We start from the raw sequence: 19,250 nt of genomic DNA, 5'->3' as shown, positions 1-19,250 counted from the left end.
CTTGTCAGATTTGTCAACGCGGGCCATCCCGCCCCGCACAACCCTAACACCTTGGCCCGCATCAAAAAATCTTAGACAAAGGAGCCCTTCGCTGTGCTTTCACGGATGTCGGCTTTAGGCACGCATCACAATTGTCCTCATTCGAAAACAGCCACAGGGTCACCTAGGCTCTCAAAGTCGGGTTCGACACCAAGTCCAGGGGTGTCGTGGCAATACATCCGCCCATCTGATGTCGGCGGCGCAGGAGTACCGGTCGGCTCCGTATGATACGCATGCAAATCCGTCGTATTGAACAATAGTTCTGCGGGTGTCGAAGCCGCAAAATGTGAAACAGCCGCAGACACAATCTCGCCGCCCATCATGCACTCGGTGACGACTTTTATCCCGTGATCTACAAAGTAGTCACGTATTCTGTGTGCTTTTGTTAACCCACCAATACGCGCCATCTTCACACAGGCGACGTCTGCTATTAGGTCTTGTGTCAGTCGCTCTGCCATAGATTGATTGGTCACAAGCTCGTCGAGCTTCATTGACAGGTTCGTTCGTGACCGCACATGTAAACACTCTTCGTAGGTGAGGCAGGGCTGTTCGATCATGACATCAAGATCATCGACAGCTCTCACCACTTTCAATGCATCGTGAAGTGTCCATCGGCAATTTGCATCGGCATAAACAACCTCTCCGGGTTGGGCGATCCCCGCCGCAAAGCGGATAAGTTCAATATCGCTTTCCGGTTCAATCCCGACCCTGAGTTTAAAATACTTGTAGCCTACTGCCCTGTATCGCTCCATCTCGGCGCGTATTTTGTCGTGCTCCTGTTCCATGACACAGCGATAGAGCGGCGCGCCATCACACAACTTACCCCCCAGCAGCATGTAGACAGGCATTTCGGCGCTTTTCCCAAGTATGTCCCAGCAGGCCATGTCGACGGCACTCTTAGCGTAGGAGTGACCTTCAATAGCTGCATCCATAATCCGTTCGATTTTGTGAAGTTCGCGCGGGTCTTTGCCTAACAAAGCATCAGCAAGACCGGGCATGGCTGGGAGCGCACCAAGATTGCTAGCGCCCCAAGGGCACGCTTCGCCACATCCACTGATACCGGCATCTGTGTCAATAACCACGACTGAACTGTTGAAGGTATCAAAAGTCCTCGTGCGCTCCTCGGTAAGATCACCAACGGCAAGCCCGCCCCCAACGTACGGTAAGTCTTTCCGGTAAGCGCTTACTTTAGTGATCTTCATAATTTTCTCCCTTGCGAACGGCTCGTGCTTTGAGCATTCACACGAACCTACAAGTTGAACTTAAGTTTAAGTCAAGGCATTATTTCAACTGCAATAGTAGAGGTGAAAGCATAGTGAAAAGCACTGCATATTTGACCATTGGTGACGTGGCCCGGCGCAGTGGCGTAACCGCGTCAGCACTCAGGTTCTATGAACGCCGAGGGTTGGTAAGAAGTACGCGAACGGCTGGAAATCAACGCATGTATCACCGAGAGATGCTGCGGCGAATTTCAATCATTCGCGTGGCACAAACTCTGGGAATGACGCTTAAAGAAATCTCTGAGGCCATGAACGAACTTCCTGATCAGCGTACGCCCACGAAACGTGATTGGGAAAAACTCTCAAAGAAATGGCAAGCGGAACTGGATGAGCGCATCGCGCAGATGCAACGATTGAGAGACAAACTAACGCGCTGTATCGGGTGTGGTTGCCTGTCGCTCAGGAGCTGCACTTTGCATAACCGACAAGATCATATCGCTGCCGATGGCCCCGGCCCAAGATTTCTTCTGAGTGAATCATCGGATTCGGAATGATATTTATCTTTGCCCGATGACAGATAAAGCAGCCATTCAAAGCGATTGCAGCATCGGTAAGAATGGGCTCGAAGCGGACAAAGTGACCGTCCGAGTTTGTTACAACACGGCGGCGTCCGACCTTGGGTGGGCGGAGTTACGGCTGTATCTGCCACTTTATGTCGCCAAGGCCGACAGTAGCTACCGATCCGATCCGAACAGCCCGCGCAGGATGTTTTCGATCGCGTTACCCCCGCCGCGCTGGCGGCGCTTCTGTTTTTTCTGCGGTGTTGGCGCTTTTGGCTTGGGCCGGACCATGGGTAACGGATGTACCGGCGTGCCCTCATGAACCCGCGTCATTGTCTCGTGCCAGATTTCTGCAGGCAGGCCGCCGCCAGTCACACCTTTCAGCGGGGTATTGTCGTCATATCCCATCCAGACACCGGTCACGTAATCGGCGGTAAAGCCCAGAAACCAGGCGTCGCGCGCTGCTTGCGTGGTGCCGGTCTTGCCCGCGACTTCACGATCGGGTAACTTCGCACGGCTACCCGTTCCGTTCGCGACCACCTTGCTCATCATCCAGATCAGTTCCTGCGCTGCCGCCTTCTGAATGACCCGCTCACCGATACCGCCGCTTATACCCATTGTCGGTTCGTCATCGCCCAGCAGGCGCAATTCGGTCAGGCCATAGGGCGTGACCGACGAGCCGCCATTCAAAATACCGGCATAAGCGCCGGTCATTTCCAGCAAAGTACTCTCCGACGCGCCCAGTGCCAGCGCGGGACCTTCCGCGAGCTCGTTATCGATGCCAAACCCGGTGGCGACCTGCCGCACCAGATCGCGGCCCACGCTTTCGCTGACCTTGACCGCGGGAATGTTCAGGGACTGGCGCAGGGCATCGACCAGCCGGACCTTTCCGCGATATTTCCGGTCATAGTTCTCCGGACACCAGCGGCCCGACCCTGCAATGTCCTGGCAATAGGGTTCGTCCGTCACCACCGAATCCCAGCCATGCCCCAGTTCAAGCGCGGTGGCATAAACGAACGGTTTGAATGCCGATCCGGTCTGGCGTTTGGCCTGTGTCGCCCGGTTGAACGCACCCACCACGGTGGTGTCGCGCCCGCCGACCATGGCCCGCACGGCCCCATCCGCCGACATCACCACAATCGCTGCCTGCGCCTTTGATCCCTCGCTTACCTTATTGTCAAAAATATCGGCCAGGGCCTCTTCGGCGGCGCGCTGAATGCGCTGGTCCAGCGTGGTGCGGATGATCACATCCTCGGTGGTATCGCGAGTGAAAAACTCGGGCCCGCTATCCATCACCCAATCGGCAAAATAGCCACCCAGCTGCGCCTTGGCCGCCTTGCTCAGCGTAGCCGGATCGGCCTGCGCGGCACGCATCTGCTTCGCGCTCAGATAACCCTGTTCATACATCAGCCGCAGTATTGTCGCCGCCCGGTCCTGCGAGCGTTTCAGATTGCTCGTGGGCGAGAGTCGTGTAGGCGCCGTCAAGAGTCCCGCCAGCATCGCCGCTTCGGAAGCATTCAACTCGGCCGCCGATTTGCCAAAATAGCGCTGTGACGCCGCTTCGGCCCCGTAAGCGCCGCTACCCATGTAGGCCCGATTCAGATAGATCGACAGGATATCGTCCTTGGAATACTTGACCTCCATGGCCAGCGCATAGACCGCTTCCTTGATCTTGCGCGACATCGAGCCGCGACGGCAGTCCTGAACATAAGCCGCCTCGTCCTTCCACTGGCTCTTGTCATATTCTACGCCCAGACACAGAAGCTTTGCAGTCTGCTGGGTGATGGTCGACCCGCCATGCCCGCTCAGCGGCCCGCGGCCTTCGCTCAGGTTGATGCGCACCGCGCTGGCCACCCCACGCGGGCTGATCCCGAAATGCCGGTAAAACCGTTTGTCCTCGGTCGCGACCACCGCGTTTCGCAGATGTTTGCTGACCACCTGCGCATTGACCTCGCCGCCGAACTGATCGCCGCGCCAGGCGAAAACCTCGCCCTCGCGATCCAGCAGCGTGACTGAGCCGCGCGCGCGGCCGTCCAGCAGTTTGTCGAATCCCGGAAGCGTGGCATAGACATATCCCACAGACAGCCCAACGACGAGCGCGATCACCGCCGTCACCCGCCAGGTGACCCACCAGACCAACCGCAGAACCCAGCGGATGATACGCAGGAAAAACGCGACGATCGGATTACGCTTGCGCGCAGGCGCCCGCCGCCTGCGCTTGGTCGCAGGCTTGCGTTTCGCCGCTTTCGGCTTCGCCTTGGATTTGGTGTACCGCTTGTCGGCCACCAGAGGCGGTTTCTTCCTACCGGAGTTACTCATGCTCGTCCTGCCCGGACCCGTTTGTTTTGCGGCACCCTACCGCGCCAAGGAGCAAATGTAGAGACCCGGCAGCGCCTGCGCCAGTTTTTTGCACCGCCAAATGTGCAGCGGGTGAAAAAATGTCGCACAAGTTTCGCACAGCCGTCGCGCATTTTTGCTGTTGGCGACACGAATATTGTTCACCCACCAAGTGCCAGTCCGGGCTTTACTTGTTATCCCGCGTTGATCCGCTGTGGTGCGCCGGTGCCCATGTTGATGCCGAGATAGGGCAGTTTCGCCGCCTTCCATGCGCCAAATCCACCGCCCATATGAGCGATCCGGGTCATGCCCGCCTCAAGACAGGCCCGCGCCACTTTTTCCGACCGTACGCCCCCGGCGCAATGAAACACAATCCGCTTGTCGGTCTGTCCCGGCAGCTTCTCGGGCCGGAAAAACGACATCGGCGACAACAGCGCGCCCTCGATATGCTCCAGCCCGTATTCCTGCACCGTGCGCACGTCGATCAGCACGATCTCATCCGCCGCCCAGGCCCGGGCCACCTCGTCCACATCCCAGGTCTCCAGCACGGCGGTGCCAATGGTTTCACTTTGCATATCACCCTCGTTCAGGCTTGGATTTCATCCCGCCGACCCTACCCGGCAATTGCCCTGATCACCACTGTTATCCGGTTCCCGAATCGCGACATTTTGTGCTAAGTCTTGTGGCATGGCCCAATCTCCCCCCCAAATAAGCGAAAATCGACCTGTTATCCGTCAGCTTGACGACGCGGCGATCAACCGGATTGCCGCCGGTGAGGTGGTCGAACGCCCGGCCTCTGCCGTCAAGGAACTGGTGGAAAACGCGCTGGATGCAGGGGCGACCCGGATCGACATCACCTATGCTGATGGCGGCAAGACCCTGATCCGCGTCACCGATAACGGCTGCGGCATCGCGCCCGGTGACCTGCCGCTGGCGCTGGCCCGCCACGCCACCTCGAAAATCGACGGGTCCGACCTGCTGAACATCCACACTTTCGGCTTCCGGGGCGAGGCGCTGCCGTCGCTCGGGGCTGTGGGGCGGCTGACCCTGACCTCGCGCGCGCCCGGCCATGACGCCGCCGAAATCTCCGTCGCGGGCGGACAGATGAACGCGGTCAAACCTGCCGCACTCAATGCCGGGACCATCGTCACCCTGCGCGATCTGTTCTATGCCACCCCGGCGCGGCTCAAATTCATGCGCACCGACCGGGCCGAGGCGCAGGCGATCACCGACACCGTCAAGCGCCTTGCCATGGCCGAACCCTTCGTGGGGTTCACCCTGCGCGACACGTCCGGCGGTGGCGAAGGCCGCGTCAGCTTTCGCGCCGATCCGGAAACCGGCGACCTCTTCGATGCGCTGCACGGCCGTCTGGCGCGTATCCTGGGGGCGGATTTCGCCGAAAACGCGCTCAGGATCGACGCCACCCGCGACGGGTTGCAGATGACCGGCTATGCCGCCCTGCCGACCTATTCGCGCGGCTCGAGCGTGGCGCAATACCTATTCGTCAATGGCCGCCCGGTGCGCGACAAGATGCTCTATGGTGCGCTCCGGGTCGCCTATCACGACTTCCTCAGCCGTGATCGCCACCCGGCGGCCGCGCTTTTCATCGACTGCGATCCGACACTGGTGGATGTCAACGTGCACCCGGCGAAATCCGAGGTCCGGTTCCGCGATCCGGGACTCGCCCGGGGCCTGATCGTCTCGGGCCTGCGGCACGCACTGGCCGAGGCTGGGCACCGCGCCTCGACCACCGTCGCCGGGGCCACGCTGGGGGCCTTCCGCCCGGAGTACACCGGTCCGCGCATCTATCAGATGGATCGCCCATCCCCCACCGCCCGTGCCGCCAGCTACCAGGCGCAGGCCCCCGGCTTTGACGAAATGCGCAGCGATTACAGCGCCCGGGTCGAGCCGGTGATCGAAGAAACTGAAACCGCGCCGCAGGATCTGCCGCTTGGTGCCGCCCGGGCCCAGGTGCACGAAAACTACATCATCGCCCAGACCGCCGATGGCATGGTGATCGTCGATCAGCATGCCGCCCATGAACGGCTGGTCTATGAGCGGCTGAAGGCCCAGATGGCGGAAAACGGCGTCGCCAGCCAGGCGCTGCTGATCCCCGAGATTGTCGAGATGTCCGACGGCGATAGCGCCCGTTTGATGGAGCTTTCGGACGAGCTTGCCACCCTGGGTCTGGTGATCGAACCGTTCGGGCCTGGCACGATTGCCGTGCGCGAAACCCCCGCCATCCTGGGGCAATGCGATGCCCGCGCCATGGTGCTAGATATCCTCGACGAACTTGCCGATCAGGGCGATAGCCTTTCCGTTCGCGCCCGGATCGAGGTCATTCTCAGCCGCGTCGCCTGTCATGGCTCTATCCGCTCCGGTCGCCGCATGCAGGCGGACGAAATGAACGCGCTGCTGCGCGAGATGGAGGCAACCCCGCATTCCGGCCAGTGCAACCACGGGCGGCCCACCTACGTTGAACTCAAACTCGCCGATATCGAACGGCTGTTCGGGCGCACATGATCCAGATCGGCAGTCACGCGTTTGACCTCAATGACCCCGCGACCATTGCGGCGCTGCTTGGCGCAGGCGCACTGCTGATCATCCTGATCCTGCTCATCGTAAGCGTACGCGCCGCCGGTCGCTCGGCCCGCACTGTCGATCAGGTCAACCATCAGATCGGACAGCTTAACCGCGATGTGCAGACCCTGGGGCAGAACCAGCACCAATTGTCCGGCAACCTGCAAACCGTCAGCGAAACCCAGACCAATGCCCAGTTGCAGGTTATCCAGACCGTCGAATCCCGGCTTGCCGACGTGCAGCTTCAGATGAACGAAAAGCTGGCCGAAAACGCCCGCCGCTCGGCGCTCGCGCTGTCCGAGATGCAGGACCGGATGAAGGAATCCCTGCACGGCTCGTCGGAAAAGACAACAGAATCCCTGACCCAGTTGCAGGAACGGCTGGCCACGATCGACAAGGCCCAGACCAATATCGAAAAGCTCAGCGGTGACGTGCTGACGCTACAGGATATTCTCAGCAACAAGCAGACCCGGGGCGCGTTTGGGGAAATCCAGCTCACCGATATCGTCTCCAAGGCGCTGCCCTCGGACAGCTACACGATGCAGCACACGCTTTCGAACGGGAAGCGCGCCGATTGCCTCATTCACCTGCCCAACCCGCCGGGCCCCATCTGCATCGACAGCAAATTCCCGCTGGAGGCGTATGAGGCGCTGCGCAACGCGTCCAGCGACTGGGAGGTGAATGAGGCCGCCAAATTCCTGCGCAGCTCCGTTAAGAAACACATCAAGGATATCTCCGAGAAATACATCCTCGATGGCGAAACCGCCGATGGCGCGCTGATGTTCCTGCCGTCCGAGGCGGTCTATGCCGAGTTGCACGCCAATTTCCCCGAACTGGTGCGTGACGGCTTCGCCGCCCGGGTCTGGATCGTCTCGCCGACCACCTGCATGGCGACGCTCCACACCATGCGCGCGATCCTCAAAGACGCCCGGATGCGCGAGCAGGCCGGGGCCATTCGCAAGGCGCTCCGGCAGCTCCACCGCGATGTCGAGATCATCGGCGAAAAAGCCGGCAAACTGGAGACCCATCTGCGCCAAGCCGGCGACGATGTTTCTGGCGTGATCACCGCCGCCACCCGCGCCGGAAAACGCGCCGACCGGCTGGACAATTTCGATTTCGAAGAGCTCACGCCCGAGACCGATGCGACCGTCGTGCAACTGACCAAAGACAGCTGAAACCATGCGCAGCGGTACCGCACACCAAAATGTACATAATCCATGTACATTCCGCACATTACGTACACATTACGTGCCCTTAACCTTTGTCGTGGTTTTCCCTGAAATTCCGGCGTAGGATTCGGCTTGAACGCCATCAAATTCAAGGCCCACCATGTCAGATCACGTCACCATTCGCCCCATCGAACCCGGCGACAGGGCGCAATGGCGCGCCCTCTGGACCGCTTATCTGGAATTCTATGAGAGCAACGTATCCGAGGCGGTATACGAAGCCACGTTCGAGAGGCTCTGTTCTCATAAGCATCAGAACCAAAAGGCTTTCGTGGCGGTACAAGGGGGCGATCTGGTAGGACTGGTGCACTACATCTACCACGCTCATAACTGGCGGCTTGAGGATGTCTGCTATCTGCAGGATCTCTATGCCGACCCTGCGGTGCGGGGCACTGGTGTTGGCCGGAAACTGATCGAGGCGGTCTATGCCGCCGCCGATACGGATGGCTGTCCGTCGGTGTACTGGCTGACGCAGGATTTCAACAAAGAGGCCCGGAAACTCTATGACCGGATCGCCACGCTGACCCCGTTCATCAAATATGCGCGGCCGTAAAACCCCTCATTTTCAACAGGTTGCGTCAATCCTTGTGTTGGCGATTATAGCCGTTGACCGGCGGGCTTTGCCAGCCGTCCAGCGTGCCAGGGGCGGGGGCGAAAACCTCGACCAGCAGCGGGTAACATGCCGCCTCGTCGCTGGAATGTTCCGACGAACAATCCCCGCCCGGGCAGGCCGAAAGCGCGCCCAGAAGGTCAATTTCTGCAAAGAATTCAAGGTGATCGCCGGGGCGGACGGGGCTGGCTTTCATGAAATATTGCCCGGTGTCGCGGGTAAAACCGGTGCACATGAAGACGTTGAGGACATCATGCACATGCGGTTCGGCCTCGGCGTACGACATGCCGGTATCTTCGGCTAAGGCCCTGATAAGATTGGAATGACAGCAATGGTGATAGTGCGTGCCGCTCAGCAGATTGCCGGTATAAGGGTCGCATCTGGTGCCAATCACATCATGGACCGAGCCGCCGAATTCGTCGATCCCGTACCAGCCCAGCGTATCGGTGGTGATCGTCGCCATCGGGCGCAACGTCGGGAACGAGGACCACATCCGTTCGCCCACTGTAAGATGGGTGCCATGCAGCGCGCGAGATTTGCCCGAGTAGAAACGCTCGGACAGGTCATTTGAATTCCACAGGTTTAAATCACCCACCTGCGGCCCTTCGATCGAACTGATGCGAAAGAAATGCCCAGCGGGCACCCGGAAGCAGGCGGCCTTGCGGGCGGGGATCAGAACCTCATCGGTCTTTTCCGCCGTCGCCCGCGCGGCCTGATAGAGTGCCAGATCGGGCGCTGGCAGGGTGTCGTTGGGATAGCAGATCACCGGCTTCACAGCGCGGCGGGTTTCGGCGTCGGAGGGGATGGTCATGGCGTGTCCTCAGGTCAATCGCGGCCACTCTAGACCCGAAATTTCCAAAGGCAACGGCATGTCTGGCGCCTGGTGGCGCGAATCGAGTTTAATACGCTGAAATAGAGCAGTTTCGAAGTCGGTATTACGTCGGTGCGAGATGCTGACATGCGGCGCGCGGGTAGGAACTAACCGGGCGCGCGGCGGGGTGAAACCCCACCCTACCACATACCCGGTCGGGGTTATTCGGCGGCGACGGCCTTGGGATCCGCCAGCGTTACGATGTCCATCATGATCGTGTTCAGCTCAAAATCCTTGGGGGTGTAGACCCGCGCGACGCCCATTTCCAACAGCCGCCTAGCGTCATCGTCGGGGATAATGCCACCCACGATCACAGGTACGTCCCCCAGACCTGCGGCGCGCATCCGCTCCATCAGATCTTCGACCAGCGGCAGGTGCGAGCCGGAGAGGATCGAGAGGCCGACCACATGCGCCTTGTCCTCGAGCGCGGCATTAACGATCTCTTCCGGGGTCAGGCGGATGCCCTCATAGCCGATATCCATGCCGCAATCGCGGGCGCGGAACGCGATCTGTTCGGCGCCGTTGGAATGCCCGTCAAGCCCCGGCTTGCCGACGAGGAACTTGAGGCGTCGGCCCAGTCGGTCGCTGACCGTGTTCACCGCGTCGCGGATGTCATCAAGCCCTTCGGTTTTGTTGGACGGGCTAGCCGACACACCGGTGGGTCCGCGATATTCGCCGTGAATCTGGCGCATCTGCGCCGCCCATTCGCCGGTGGTAACCCCAACCTTGGCGGCCTTGATCGAGGCGGGCATGACGTTTTCGCCCTTGTTCGCCGCCTCGCGCAGCTCGGCAAGCGCGGCTTTCACCGCCTCGGCATCGCGGTCACTGCGCCACTCGTTCAGACGCGCGATCTGTTCGGCCTCGACCGCCGGATCGACCACCATGATGCCACCATCGCCGGTCATCAGCGGGCTCGGCTCGCCTTGTGTCCATTTGTTGACGCCGACGACAACGGTTTCGTTCTTTTCGATCCGATTCAGACGTTCGGCGTTCGAATCCACCAGCCGCGATTTCATGTACTCGATGGAACCTATGGCGCCGCCCATGCTGCCCAGATTGGCCAGTTCGTGCCGCGCGCCGTCTTTCAGCGCTTCGACCTTGGCATCGACCGCCGGGTTGCCTTCGAAAAGGTCATCAAATTCCAAAAGGTCGGTCTCGTAGGCCAGGATCTGTTGCATCCGCATCGACCATTGCTGATCCCAAGGGCGGGGCAGGCCGAGCGCCTCGTTCCACGCCGGGAGCTGTACCGCGCGGGCGCGGGCCTTTTTCGAAAGCGTCACCGCCAGCATTTCGATCAGGATGCGGTAGACGTTGTTTTCGGGCTGCTGTTCGGTCAGACCCAGCGAGTTGACCTGCACGCCGTAACGGAAACGGCGGAATTTCGGATCCTCGACACCGTAGCGATCCTGCAGGATTTTATCCCAGAGATCGACGAAGGCACGCATCTTGCACATCTCGGTCACGAAGCGGATGCCGGCGTTGACGAAGAAGGAGATCCGCCCCGCAAGTGCGGGGAAATCGGCGGCCGGGACACGCGGTTTCAGCTCGTCCAGCACGGCAATCGCGGTGGCCAGTGCAAAGGCCAGTTCCTGCTCGGGTGTGGCACCGGCCTCTTGCAGGTGGTAGGAACACACGTTCATCGGGTTCCATTTCGGCACGTTCGTGTAGCAGTATTCAGCCACGTCGCCGATCATCCTGAGGCTGGGTTTCGGCGGGCAGATATAGGTGCCGCGGGAGAGGTATTCCTTGATCAGGTCGTTCTGCACCGTGCCCTGCAGCGCGGCGATATCCGCGCCCTGCTCCTCGGCCACAGCGATGTAGAGCGCCAGCAGCCAGGGAGCTGTGGCGTTGATCGTCATCGAGGTGTTCATCTGATCCAGCGGGATATCGTCGAACAGCGCCCGCATATCGCCCAGATGCGAGATGGGCACACCGACTTTGCCGACCTCACCGCGTGCAAGCACGTGATCGCTGTCATAGCCGGTCTGTGTGGGCAGGTCGAAAGCAACACTGAGGCCGGTCTGACCTTTGGCGAGGTTCGAGCGGTAGAGCGCGTTTGACGCCTTGGCGGTGGAATGACCGGCATAGGTTCGGATCAGCCAGGGTCGGTCTTTCTGCATCTGCGACATGGACGGGCCTCGTGAATCAGCTTGCGCAATTTTGTTACGTCAGGCGATTGATACTTGGAAGATTATGCCGATGTCAATTCGCTGCGTTGCGGCATTCAGGATACGTCGCATTGCATTGCTGTCGCCTGACGGAAGCCGAAGATATGCCGCAAGGAGCCGGTATGGGTGGTACCGATAGCGGCGAACCCTTCGCGTTCATAGAGTGCGCGGGCGCCGGCGTTGCTGTCGATCACGTCCAGTCTGACAGTAGAAAGGCCGGATTGCCGCGCGTGGGATTTTATCGCGCTCAGCAGCGCGGTGCCCACACCTTTGCCACGCGCCGCCGCGCCGACACAGATCCCGTCCATCAACAGAATGCCGGGCTGCACGTCTCGCTCAAGTGCCGACAGAAGCAGCCCACGCCATGTACCGCCAACCCAGCCGTAGACGCGAGTCATGTCGCGTAAGGAACCGCCGGTCAAGCTGCCTTTGTTGGTCTTGAACCCGGCGATGCCAAGGAGTTCTCCGCTCTGGTCCACCGCCGAAAGCGCATATTCCGCGTTCATGGTCGTCGCGAAGAACCCGCAGGCACGCTCGTCCGGACCCATGATTTTGCCCAATTTGCCCTTGAAGGCATCCCAGTAAAGCACTGCGGCACGTGCAAGGTCGGTTTCTGCAAAACCCGCGCGGATCGAAAAGTCTGCCACGATATCCTCATTCATTATTGCCGAACAGATATTTACCCTGCGTGCCAATACTGCAAGAGTCTCTCGCATGACACGTGCTGTTGAAATGCCGCTTTGGGCGCTGGTGCTGCTATTGCTGTTCGCGGCGGTGACCTTTGCCTCGCATTTTCTGTTTCCGTCAGTGCGCTGGTTCTTCCGGCGGCGGATGGAGCGGGTTGTCACCCGTCTGAACCAGCGGCTGGAGCGTCCGATCGAACCGTTCAAACTGGCGCGACGCTACGATATGATTCAGCGGTTGATCTACGATCCCGAGGTTTCACAAGCGGTTGCAGAACATGCCCAGACCGAGGGGATACCAGAAAATGTCGCCTTTGAGCAGGCCAAGCGCTACGCGCGTGAAATCGTGCCCGGGTTTTCCGCCAGCGCTTATTTCGGGGTTGCGATCAAGCTGGCCAAATGGCTGAGCAGTTCGCTTTACCGCGTGCGGCTGGGTCATTTTGATGAGGCCTCGCTAAGCAAGGTCGACAAGGACGCGACGGTCGTTTTCGTGATGAACCATCGCTCGAATATGGATTACGTGCTGGTGACCTGGCTGGCGGCGGAACGCTCAGCGCTTAGTTACGCCGTCGGTGAATGGGCGCGAGTCTGGCCGCTGAGCAAGCTGATCAAGGCGATGGGGGCCTATTTCATCCGGCGCAAATCGCGCAACGATCTCTATCGCAAGGTACTGGCGCGGTATGTCGGGCTTGCCACTGATGGCGGGGTCACTCAGGCGATGTTTCCGGAAGGCGGGCTAAGCCTGGACGGCAAACTGGCGCCGCCGAAGCTGGGCCTGCTCAAATATATCGTGGAGGGCCGCAATGATGAGGGCCGCGATGTCGTCTTTGTGCCGGTCGCGGTGAATTATGATCGGGTGTTCGAAGACCGCATCCTTGTGGCAGCCGGGCAACGGGGCGAACGGCGCTTCCGGGCGAGGATCAGTGTGATCACCCGCTTCATCTTTCGCCAGATCCGGTTGCGCATCACCGGTAAGTATCACCGCCACGGCTATGCCGCGGCCAGTTTCGGTGCGCCGGTATCCCTGAACGAATTTCGGCGGAGCCATCCCCGGGGTGACGTCAAGGACCTTGCCCGCCTGCTGATGACGCGAATCGGGGAGGAGGTGCCCGTGTTGCCGGTGCCGTTGGTGGCGCGCGCTTTGATCCGCTCAGACGGGCAGATGCGCCTCGATGAACTGCAGGCCGAGGTCGAGCGGATGATGACCGAGCTTCCGCAGGCGCATATTCACATGCCGCGCGACGATGGCGAATATGCGGTCGAAGTCGGGTTGCGCAACCTGGTGAAGCGTAAATTGGTTGAGGACCGGGACGGACAGATTACGCTGATCGAGCGGCAACGCCCGATCGTGGCCTATTATGCTGCCTCGATAGAGCATCTATTTCGCACTCGCAGCGAGTAAATGCTAATTTTTCTGCAACTGCTCGGTTATAAAGTTACAAAAACTGACCCAACAGGATTGCATTATTGCGTGTCCGCCGCTAGTTATGGCCCGGAAATCGCGATTCTGCATCGCGGCAAAATGCTCTGATATGGAGGCCCAGATGGCTTTGGATAAAGAAACCGGCATCGCGCCTTATGACGCGCCCGAGAAAGATTTGTACGAAATAGGCGAAATGCCTCCGGTAGGATACGTACCGAAGCAGATGTATGCCTGGGCCATTCGCCGCGAACGTCAGGGCGAGCCTGATCAGGCGATGCAGCTGGAGGTGGTCGATGTGCCCCAGCCTGACAGCCACGAGGTGCTTGTCCTGGTGATGGCCGCAGGCGTGAACTATAATGGCATCTGGGCGGGGCTTGGTATCCCGATCAGCATGTTCGATGTCCACGGGGCCGATTACCATATCGCAGGCTCCGATGCCTCGGGCATCGTCTGGGCGGTGGGCGACAAGGTCAAGAGCTGGAAAGTGGGTGACGAGGTCGTGATCCACTGCAACCAGGATGACGGCGATGACGAGCATTGCAATGGCGGCGACCCGATGTATTCGCCCAGCCAGCGGATCTGGGGCTACGAGACCCCCGATGGCTCCTTCGCGCAGTTCACCTGTGTGCAGGCGCAGCAATTGCTGAAGCGCCCCAAGCACCTGACCTGGGAAGAAAGCGCCTGCTATACGCTGACGCTTGCCACAGCCTACCGGATGCTCTTTGGCCACCACCCGCACGAGCTCAAGCCCGGCCAGAACGTGCTGGTCTGGGGCGCCTCGGGCGGTCTGGGCTCCTATGCGATCCAACTGATTAACGCGGCGGGCGGCAACGCCATCGGTGTCATCAGCGACGAAGACAAGCGCCAGTTCGTGATGGACCTGGGTGCCAAGGGCGTGATCAACCGCAAGGATTTCAACTGCTGGGGCCAGCTGCCCACGGTCAACACGCCGGAATACGCCGACTGGTTCAAGGAAACCCGCAAGTTCGGAAAGGCGATCTGGGACATCACCGGCAAGGGCAACAATGTTGACATCGTTTTCGAGCATCCAGGCGAGGCGACCTTCCCTGTGTCCAGCTTCGTCTGCAAGAAGGGTGGCATGGTCGTGATCTGCGCCGGGACGACGGGGTATAACTGTACCTTCGACGTGCGCTATATCTGGATGCACCAGAAGCGTCTGCAGGGCTCGCATTTCGCCCACCTGAAACAGGCGGCGGCAGCCAACCAGCTGATGGTCGAGCGCCGGCTTGATCCCTGCATGTCCGAGGTCTTCCCTTGGGATGAGATTCCGGCGGCGCATGTGAAAATGCGCCGGAACGAGCACAAGCCCGGCAACATGGCGGTGCTGGTTCAGTCACCTAAAACCGGCCTGCGCACTGTCGAAGACGTGGTCGACGCCGGGAAATGAAGTCGCGTGTCGCCCCGTTTCTAGATTGGAACCGGGCGACGCGAACCACTTTCTAGGCCACGAAATGCTTGTGAACATTTCTCACCGATGTAGTTGGATTTGCGGGCTGACCTTCAGTAATTGTCGCCTACGCAGCGGCTAACGACCCTAGATTTCACGCCCTGCTTTGTATTCGCTCCACCGCAGCACCGCCTTGGCACCAAGGGTGGCAAATGGCTCGGGCGGCAAGCGCGCAGGTTGGGGCTGATCCATCACCTGATCCAGCAATTCCGAACTGACATCTGACGCCAGATCGGCCATCAACATACCATGCAGCGTCCCCTTGGCGACGCCCAGCCCGTTCTGACAACAGGCGGAATAGAGCCCCTCTTCCACCTCCCCAAGCGCAGGCGCACCGTTCCGGCTGAGACAGAGCCGCCCGCCCCAGCTAAACTCCATCTCGACATCCTTGAGCATCGGAAACCGCGCTGCAAAGCTGTTTTCGTGATCACGCGCCATCCGGCCAACCTTGGCTTTGCTCACCTGCATGGACGGATCATAGCTGAACCGGTTGCGCATAATAATCCGGTCGCCACCGGTGCCCGAGATACGCCGCACGGTGGAGCCCATCGGATCGGCAGGCGTCAGGCCCCATCGGCGATCACCGCCAAGGCGCCGAACCTCATCAGCGGTCAGGGCGCGGGTCATCGAGCCGTAGAGATGGATATGCATCAACCGGCTCTTGAAGTGACCGAAGCTGTTAGCATGGCCGTTCACCGCCAGAATGACCTTGGGGGCGCTGACCGAGCCCAGCGGTGTTACTGCTGTCCAGTCGCGATCCCTCTGCAACCGGATCACCGGGGCGTTTTCGTAAATGCTTACACTGTTGGACTTCAGACCTTTTGCTACATTACGCACATAAAGCGCGGGCTGAACGAGGCCAGCACCCGGGGTCACCAGGCCGCTTTGATAATAGTCGCTTCCAGTGATTGCCCGCATCTGGCTCGCATCCAACATCTCATGCACCTCACCCAGATTGGTCAGGTGCTGCGAATATTCCAGATTGTGTGCGTGGCCATGATCCGAAGCGGCGGCATTGATCTTGCCCGGACGGTCGAAAGCCTCCTGGCTCAGGTTGAACTCGGCTGCCATCTCGGCGGCGAATTCAATCGCCGCGCGGTTGGCAGCAGCATCCTTGCGGTCACGTTCCATCTGGCCGCCATATCCCACCGAGGTCAGGTGATGCGGCAGGTCGATCATGAAACCGGTGTTGCGCCCGGCGGGGCCGTCCGCGATGCGTTTGGCCTCCAACAACACGATGCGATCCCCCGGATGCAGAATGGATAACCGTCGCACCGCAGAAAGACCTGCGAAGCCGCCGCCGATCACCAGCCAATCGGCGGTAATGTTATCGCTCAGTTCATCTGGCGCGTCAGGTGTGGGCAGGATGGCATTCCAACCGGAAATACCGGTGTCGACAGGCAGGCGATTGACTTTCATGGCAGGCTCAATTGCGCGGTGCGGCCACCGTCGATGGTGTAGATCTGACCGGTGACAAAACTCGCATCATCCGAGGCCAGCCAGCAGATTAATCGGGCCACCTCTTCGGGCGCGCCGGTACGACGAATGGGGTGGATGTGCCCGATCTCTTTGCGGAATTGGTCCGGGTCACCCATGCTGTTGATGAAATCGACATTGAGCGGCGTGTCGATCCAGCCCGGCGCCACCGCGTTGCAACGTACACCATCGGGGCCGTGATCGACCGCCACCGCGCGGGTCAGCCCGTGCAGCCCCGCCTTTGAGGCGCAATAGGCCGGATGCCGGGGGTTCGATCCCAGCCCCTCGATGGAGCCCACATTAACGATTGCACCGCCGCCTTGTTTCAGGAGCGGCATGGCGTGGCGTATGAGCAGGTAAGGCGCAGTCAAGTTGACCTGCAATTGCAGATGCCAGTCGTCCTCGCTGCCTTCGTCCACGGTGCCTTCGCGCATGACACCGGCATTGTTGATCAGGATATCAAGCCGCCCGGCGGCCTGCGCGATATGGGCGATGACTTTCTCAGGCGTCGCCGGATCGGCAAAATCCGCGAGGATCACCTCATGCGCCGCCTCACCACGCTGTGCGGTAAAAACGCGTGCGCCCTGATTGGCCAGCATTTGCGCCGTGGCTTGTCCCATGCCACTGGATGCCCCGGTGACCAGCGCAGTTTGCCCCTCGAAACGCATCATCATCCCACCGGTTTCCCGCCGTTGACCTCAATGAGCGCACCGCACACATAACGCGCGGCATCCGAGGCCAGGAAAGTAATGACATCAACAATGTCTTCGGGCTCGGCGATCCGCCCGAGGGGAACGCTGTCATTCAGCGCCTCCACCGCCTTGTCGGGATCGAGCCCACGAATGGCAAAGCCCGTACGCAGCATCGGCGTGTTGACCTCGTTCGGGCAAACGGCGTTGACGCGGATGCCTTGCGGCGCGTGATCGCGGGCGAGGCATTGGGTGAGCGACGCGATCGCCGCCTTGGACATGATGTAGAGCGGATGGCTGGGGCCGGGGCTGAGGCCCCAGCAAGATGCGGTGTTGACGATGGCGCCGCCGGTGTGCGCCATGATCGGGATGGCCGCGCGGCACAGCCGGAATGGCGCTTCGACATTCACGCCCATGGTCAGCGCATAATCGGCATCGGTGGCCTGGGTGATGTCACCCCGGGTGATGACGCCCGCGTTGTTGCAGAGGATATCGAGGCTGCCAAGCGCTTCGGTCACCTGGCCCGGCAGCGCATCGCAAAAGGCCTTGTCCAGCAGATCGCCGTCGAAATGGGCGTCGGCCTCGATCCCGGATGTATCTCGGTCCGTTACCGCCACCCGTGCACCCTCGGCCCTGAGCGTGGCAACAAGCGCCTTGCCGATGCCACCGGCGGCACCGGTGACCAGTGCGGTTTTGCCGTCAAATCTCATGTGCTGACCTCGTATCTGATCGGAAGGATGATGGCCCCGGTATTGCCACTGTCGGGCATCCATTCGGGTGGGCCGTCATAAGCGATTGTGGCGAAAGTCTCGCGCAGGGCGGTCAGGGCGGCGGCCATGTCGGTGCGGGCCACGAAATGCCCGATGCAGTGATGCGCGCCGCCGCCAAAACCGAAATGTTGCCTGCGCGGCACGGTGATGTCGAAAGCCGGGTTATCGCAGGTTTCGGGATCGCGCGCCGAGGCATGGATCAGCAGGTGCAGGACAGTGCCCTTGGCGATGGTGCGGCCGCTGATCTCAATCTGCTGAGTGGCCTCGCGCGTGGCCCAGGTGGTTGTCGGACGGGCACGGATGAACTCCTCGACCGCCGCCGGGATCAGCGCGGCATCTGCGCGCAGCGCCTGCCATTGCGCGGGGTACTCGATGAAAAGCGACAGGCCAAGCCCCAGAAGCGCGCGGGTGGTATCGACGCCACCAAAGATCGAGATGACGATGGTGTTGAGCAATTCTTCGTGGCTGCAATCACCGTTGCGGTCGAATTCCGCCACCATCCGGGCGACGTAGCTGTCGGTATCGCGCCCCTGCCGCACCCGGTCCACCAGCCGCGCGGCCAGATCGAACAGGCGGTCGCAAGCGGCATTGCAACGACTCTCGTAGTGTTTGGCGGTGATGCCCATCGCCAGTCCCAGCTCCGAGGCATCATGGGCGACGCCCGGCCATTCATCCGGCGAAAGATCCATCAGCGTGGCGATGACCTGCCCGGTGAACGGATCGCTGAAAGCCGATTGAAATTCCGCATGGTCGCTCTGCCGCAGCGCGGCACAAAGATCGCGGGCGATACGCAGAAAGGTGGGCGCCAATCCGGTCACATAATCTTCGCTCAGCGCGGGCACGGCGAGGGCGCGCATACGCTGATGTGCCGGGCCTTCCTGGCCGATGACTGATTGCCGCCAGAAATCGGCGAACCTGCCGCTGATCCCCACGGTATCGGGCCAGTTGTGGCTACCCTGCCGGAACCTTTTGTCTCGCAGGATCTTGCCGACTTCGCGGTAGCGCAGCACGGCCAGGCCATACGGCGTCTCGGCGCACCAATCCGCGTCGCGCGCGGCCAGAACCTCGGCCCCGCGGGTTGAAAACCCCGGATCAGCAAGGTCCAGATATGCCAGCGCGCCCGACATCGC

Annotated in this window: 16 protein-coding genes; 6 read left to right on the top strand and 10 right to left on the bottom strand. The window is 60.6% G+C overall.

Annotated features, from left to right (window positions below):
• Nucleotides 1-137 precede the first annotated feature (137 nt).
• Nucleotides 138-1,241, bottom strand: a complete 1,104-nt coding sequence (locus LC334_RS10130) for a mandelate racemase/muconate lactonizing enzyme family protein (protein ID WP_085800248.1) — start codon at nucleotides 1,239-1,241, stop codon at nucleotides 138-140.
• Between the two features lie 113 nt (nucleotides 1,242-1,354).
• On the opposite strand from LC334_RS10130, the gene soxR reads away from it, so the two are divergent.
• The gene (gene soxR / locus LC334_RS10125) at nucleotides 1,355-1,813 is read left to right on the top strand and encodes a redox-sensitive transcriptional activator SoxR (RefSeq protein ID WP_217809110.1); all 459 of its coding nucleotides are present in this window, start codon (nucleotides 1,355-1,357) and stop codon (nucleotides 1,811-1,813) included.
• A 180-nt stretch (nucleotides 1,814-1,993) separates the two neighbouring features.
• Here soxR and LC334_RS10120 read toward each other — a convergent pair whose 3' ends face one another.
• Nucleotides 1,994-4,138 carry a transglycosylase domain-containing protein gene (locus tag LC334_RS10120; RefSeq protein ID WP_085800249.1) on the bottom strand — a complete coding sequence of 715 codons (2,145 nt, stop codon included), beginning with the start codon at nucleotides 4,136-4,138 and terminating at the stop codon, nucleotides 1,994-1,996.
• Between the two features lie 212 nt (nucleotides 4,139-4,350).
• Nucleotides 4,351-4,731, bottom strand: a complete 381-nt coding sequence (locus LC334_RS10115; protein ID WP_085800250.1) for a rhodanese-like domain-containing protein — start codon at nucleotides 4,729-4,731, stop codon at nucleotides 4,351-4,353.
• A 112-nt stretch (nucleotides 4,732-4,843) separates the two neighbouring features.
• Between LC334_RS10115 and mutL the strand changes: the two genes are divergently transcribed.
• The 3 genes from mutL (at nucleotide 4,844) to LC334_RS10100 (ending at nucleotide 8,515) form a co-directional block, all read left to right on the top strand.
• Entirely contained in the window at nucleotides 4,844-6,679 is a 1,836-nt protein-coding gene (gene mutL, locus LC334_RS10110) for a DNA mismatch repair endonuclease MutL (protein WP_085800251.1), read from the top strand.
• Complete coding sequence (locus LC334_RS10105; protein ID WP_085800252.1) at nucleotides 6,676-7,911, top strand: DNA recombination protein RmuC; 1,236 nt, start codon at nucleotides 6,676-6,678, stop codon at nucleotides 7,909-7,911. Before mutL ends, LC334_RS10105 begins: the two co-directional genes overlap by 4 nt.
• A 154-nt stretch (nucleotides 7,912-8,065) precedes the next feature.
• Nucleotides 8,066-8,515, top strand: coding sequence for a GNAT family N-acetyltransferase (locus tag LC334_RS10100; protein WP_085800253.1), 450 nt, complete (start codon nucleotides 8,066-8,068; stop codon nucleotides 8,513-8,515).
• A 25-nt stretch (nucleotides 8,516-8,540) separates the two neighbouring features.
• Here LC334_RS10100 and LC334_RS10095 read toward each other — a convergent pair whose 3' ends face one another.
• The 3 genes from LC334_RS10095 to LC334_RS10085 all read right to left on the bottom strand — a co-directional run bounded on the left by LC334_RS10095 (nucleotide 8,541) and on the right by LC334_RS10085 (nucleotide 12,273).
• Nucleotides 8,541-9,383, bottom strand: coding sequence for an urea carboxylase-associated family protein (locus LC334_RS10095; protein ID WP_085800254.1), 843 nt, complete (start codon nucleotides 9,381-9,383; stop codon nucleotides 8,541-8,543).
• A 221-nt stretch (nucleotides 9,384-9,604) separates the two neighbouring features.
• Complete coding sequence (locus LC334_RS10090) at nucleotides 9,605-11,572, bottom strand: protein meaA (protein WP_085800255.1); 1,968 nt, start codon at nucleotides 11,570-11,572, stop codon at nucleotides 9,605-9,607.
• A gap of 95 nt (nucleotides 11,573-11,667) precedes the next feature.
• A complete protein-coding gene (locus LC334_RS10085; protein ID WP_085800256.1) occupies nucleotides 11,668-12,273 on the bottom strand; it encodes a GNAT family N-acetyltransferase in 606 nt (201 codons plus the stop codon).
• Nucleotides 12,274-12,325: 52 nt separating this feature from the next.
• On the opposite strand from LC334_RS10085, the gene LC334_RS10080 reads away from it, so the two are divergent.
• On the top strand, nucleotides 12,326-13,696 hold the full coding sequence (locus LC334_RS10080; RefSeq protein WP_085800257.1) for a 1-acyl-sn-glycerol-3-phosphate acyltransferase: 1,371 nt from the start codon (nucleotides 12,326-12,328) through the stop codon (nucleotides 13,694-13,696).
• A gap of 142 nt (nucleotides 13,697-13,838) precedes the next feature.
• A complete protein-coding gene (ccrA, locus tag LC334_RS10075; RefSeq protein WP_085800417.1) occupies nucleotides 13,839-15,125 on the top strand; it encodes a crotonyl-CoA carboxylase/reductase in 1,287 nt (428 codons plus the stop codon).
• A gap of 147 nt (nucleotides 15,126-15,272) precedes the next feature.
• On the opposite strand, the gene LC334_RS10070 is transcribed toward ccrA, so the two are convergent.
• Genes LC334_RS10070 through LC334_RS10055 form a run of 4 tightly spaced genes read right to left on the bottom strand, consistent with a single transcriptional unit; the run spans nucleotide 15,273 to nucleotide 19,247 of the window.
• Nucleotides 15,273-16,604 carry an NAD(P)/FAD-dependent oxidoreductase gene (locus LC334_RS10070; protein WP_085800258.1) on the bottom strand — a complete coding sequence of 444 codons (1,332 nt, stop codon included), beginning with the start codon at nucleotides 16,602-16,604 and terminating at the stop codon, nucleotides 15,273-15,275.
• Nucleotides 16,601-17,335: an SDR family NAD(P)-dependent oxidoreductase gene (locus tag LC334_RS10065; protein ID WP_223412940.1), complete on the bottom strand. Its 735-nt coding sequence runs from the start codon at nucleotides 17,333-17,335 to the stop codon at nucleotides 16,601-16,603. Before LC334_RS10065 ends, LC334_RS10070 begins: the two co-directional genes overlap by 4 nt.
• On the bottom strand, nucleotides 17,332-18,060 hold the full coding sequence (locus LC334_RS10060; RefSeq protein WP_085800259.1) for an SDR family NAD(P)-dependent oxidoreductase: 729 nt from the start codon (nucleotides 18,058-18,060) through the stop codon (nucleotides 17,332-17,334). The genes LC334_RS10065 and LC334_RS10060 overlap by 4 nt, the downstream gene beginning before the upstream one ends.
• Nucleotides 18,057-19,247 (bottom strand): cytochrome P450, encoded by a 1,191-nt coding sequence (locus LC334_RS10055; RefSeq protein ID WP_085800260.1) that lies wholly within the window; start codon nucleotides 19,245-19,247, stop codon nucleotides 18,057-18,059. Before LC334_RS10055 ends, LC334_RS10060 begins: the two co-directional genes overlap by 4 nt.
• Nucleotides 19,248-19,250: the final 3 nt, after the last annotated feature.

It is taken from the genome of Roseovarius aestuarii, assembly GCF_019966515.1.
Lineage (GTDB): Bacteria > Pseudomonadota > Alphaproteobacteria > Rhodobacterales > Rhodobacteraceae > Roseovarius > Roseovarius aestuarii.
Note: the sequence above shows the minus strand (reverse complement) of the source record. Positions and strands in the feature narration are given on the sequence as shown.

What these genes read in the sequence shown, in the direction of transcription:
- LC334_RS10130 (WP_085800248.1), bottom strand. Translation starts at nt 1,241, where the DNA reads ATGAAGATCACTAAAGTAAGCGCTTACCGGAAAGACTTACCGTACGTT.
- LC334_RS10120 (WP_085800249.1), bottom strand. Translation starts at nt 4,138, where the DNA reads ATGAGTAACTCCGGTAGGAAGAAACCGCCTCTGGTGGCCGACAAGCGG.
- LC334_RS10115 (WP_085800250.1), bottom strand. Translation starts at nt 4,731, where the DNA reads ATGCAAAGTGAAACCATTGGCACCGCCGTGCTGGAGACCTGGGATGTG.
- mutL (WP_085800251.1), top strand. Translation starts at nt 4,844, where the DNA reads ATGGCCCAATCTCCCCCCCAAATAAGCGAAAATCGACCTGTTATCCGT.
- LC334_RS10105 (WP_085800252.1), top strand. Translation starts at nt 6,676, where the DNA reads ATGATCCAGATCGGCAGTCACGCGTTTGACCTCAATGACCCCGCGACC.
- LC334_RS10100 (WP_085800253.1), top strand. Translation starts at nt 8,066, where the DNA reads ATGTCAGATCACGTCACCATTCGCCCCATCGAACCCGGCGACAGGGCG.
- LC334_RS10095 (WP_085800254.1), bottom strand. Translation starts at nt 9,383, where the DNA reads ATGACCATCCCCTCCGACGCCGAAACCCGCCGCGCTGTGAAGCCGGTG.
- LC334_RS10090 (WP_085800255.1), bottom strand. Translation starts at nt 11,572, where the DNA reads ATGTCGCAGATGCAGAAAGACCGACCCTGGCTGATCCGAACCTATGCC.
- LC334_RS10085 (WP_085800256.1), bottom strand. Translation starts at nt 12,273, where the DNA reads ATGAATGAGGATATCGTGGCAGACTTTTCGATCCGCGCGGGTTTTGCA.
- LC334_RS10080 (WP_085800257.1), top strand. Translation starts at nt 12,326, where the DNA reads ATGACACGTGCTGTTGAAATGCCGCTTTGGGCGCTGGTGCTGCTATTG.
- ccrA (WP_085800417.1), top strand. Translation starts at nt 13,839, where the DNA reads ATGGCTTTGGATAAAGAAACCGGCATCGCGCCTTATGACGCGCCCGAG.
- LC334_RS10070 (WP_085800258.1), bottom strand. Translation starts at nt 16,604, where the DNA reads ATGAAAGTCAATCGCCTGCCTGTCGACACCGGTATTTCCGGTTGGAAT.
- LC334_RS10065 (WP_223412940.1), bottom strand. Translation starts at nt 17,335, where the DNA reads ATGATGATGCGTTTCGAGGGGCAAACTGCGCTGGTCACCGGGGCATCC.
- LC334_RS10060 (WP_085800259.1), bottom strand. Translation starts at nt 18,060, where the DNA reads ATGAGATTTGACGGCAAAACCGCACTGGTCACCGGTGCCGCCGGTGGC.
- LC334_RS10055 (WP_085800260.1), bottom strand. Translation starts at nt 19,247, where the DNA reads ATGTCGGGCGCGCTGGCATATCTGGACCTTGCTGATCCGGGGTTTTCA.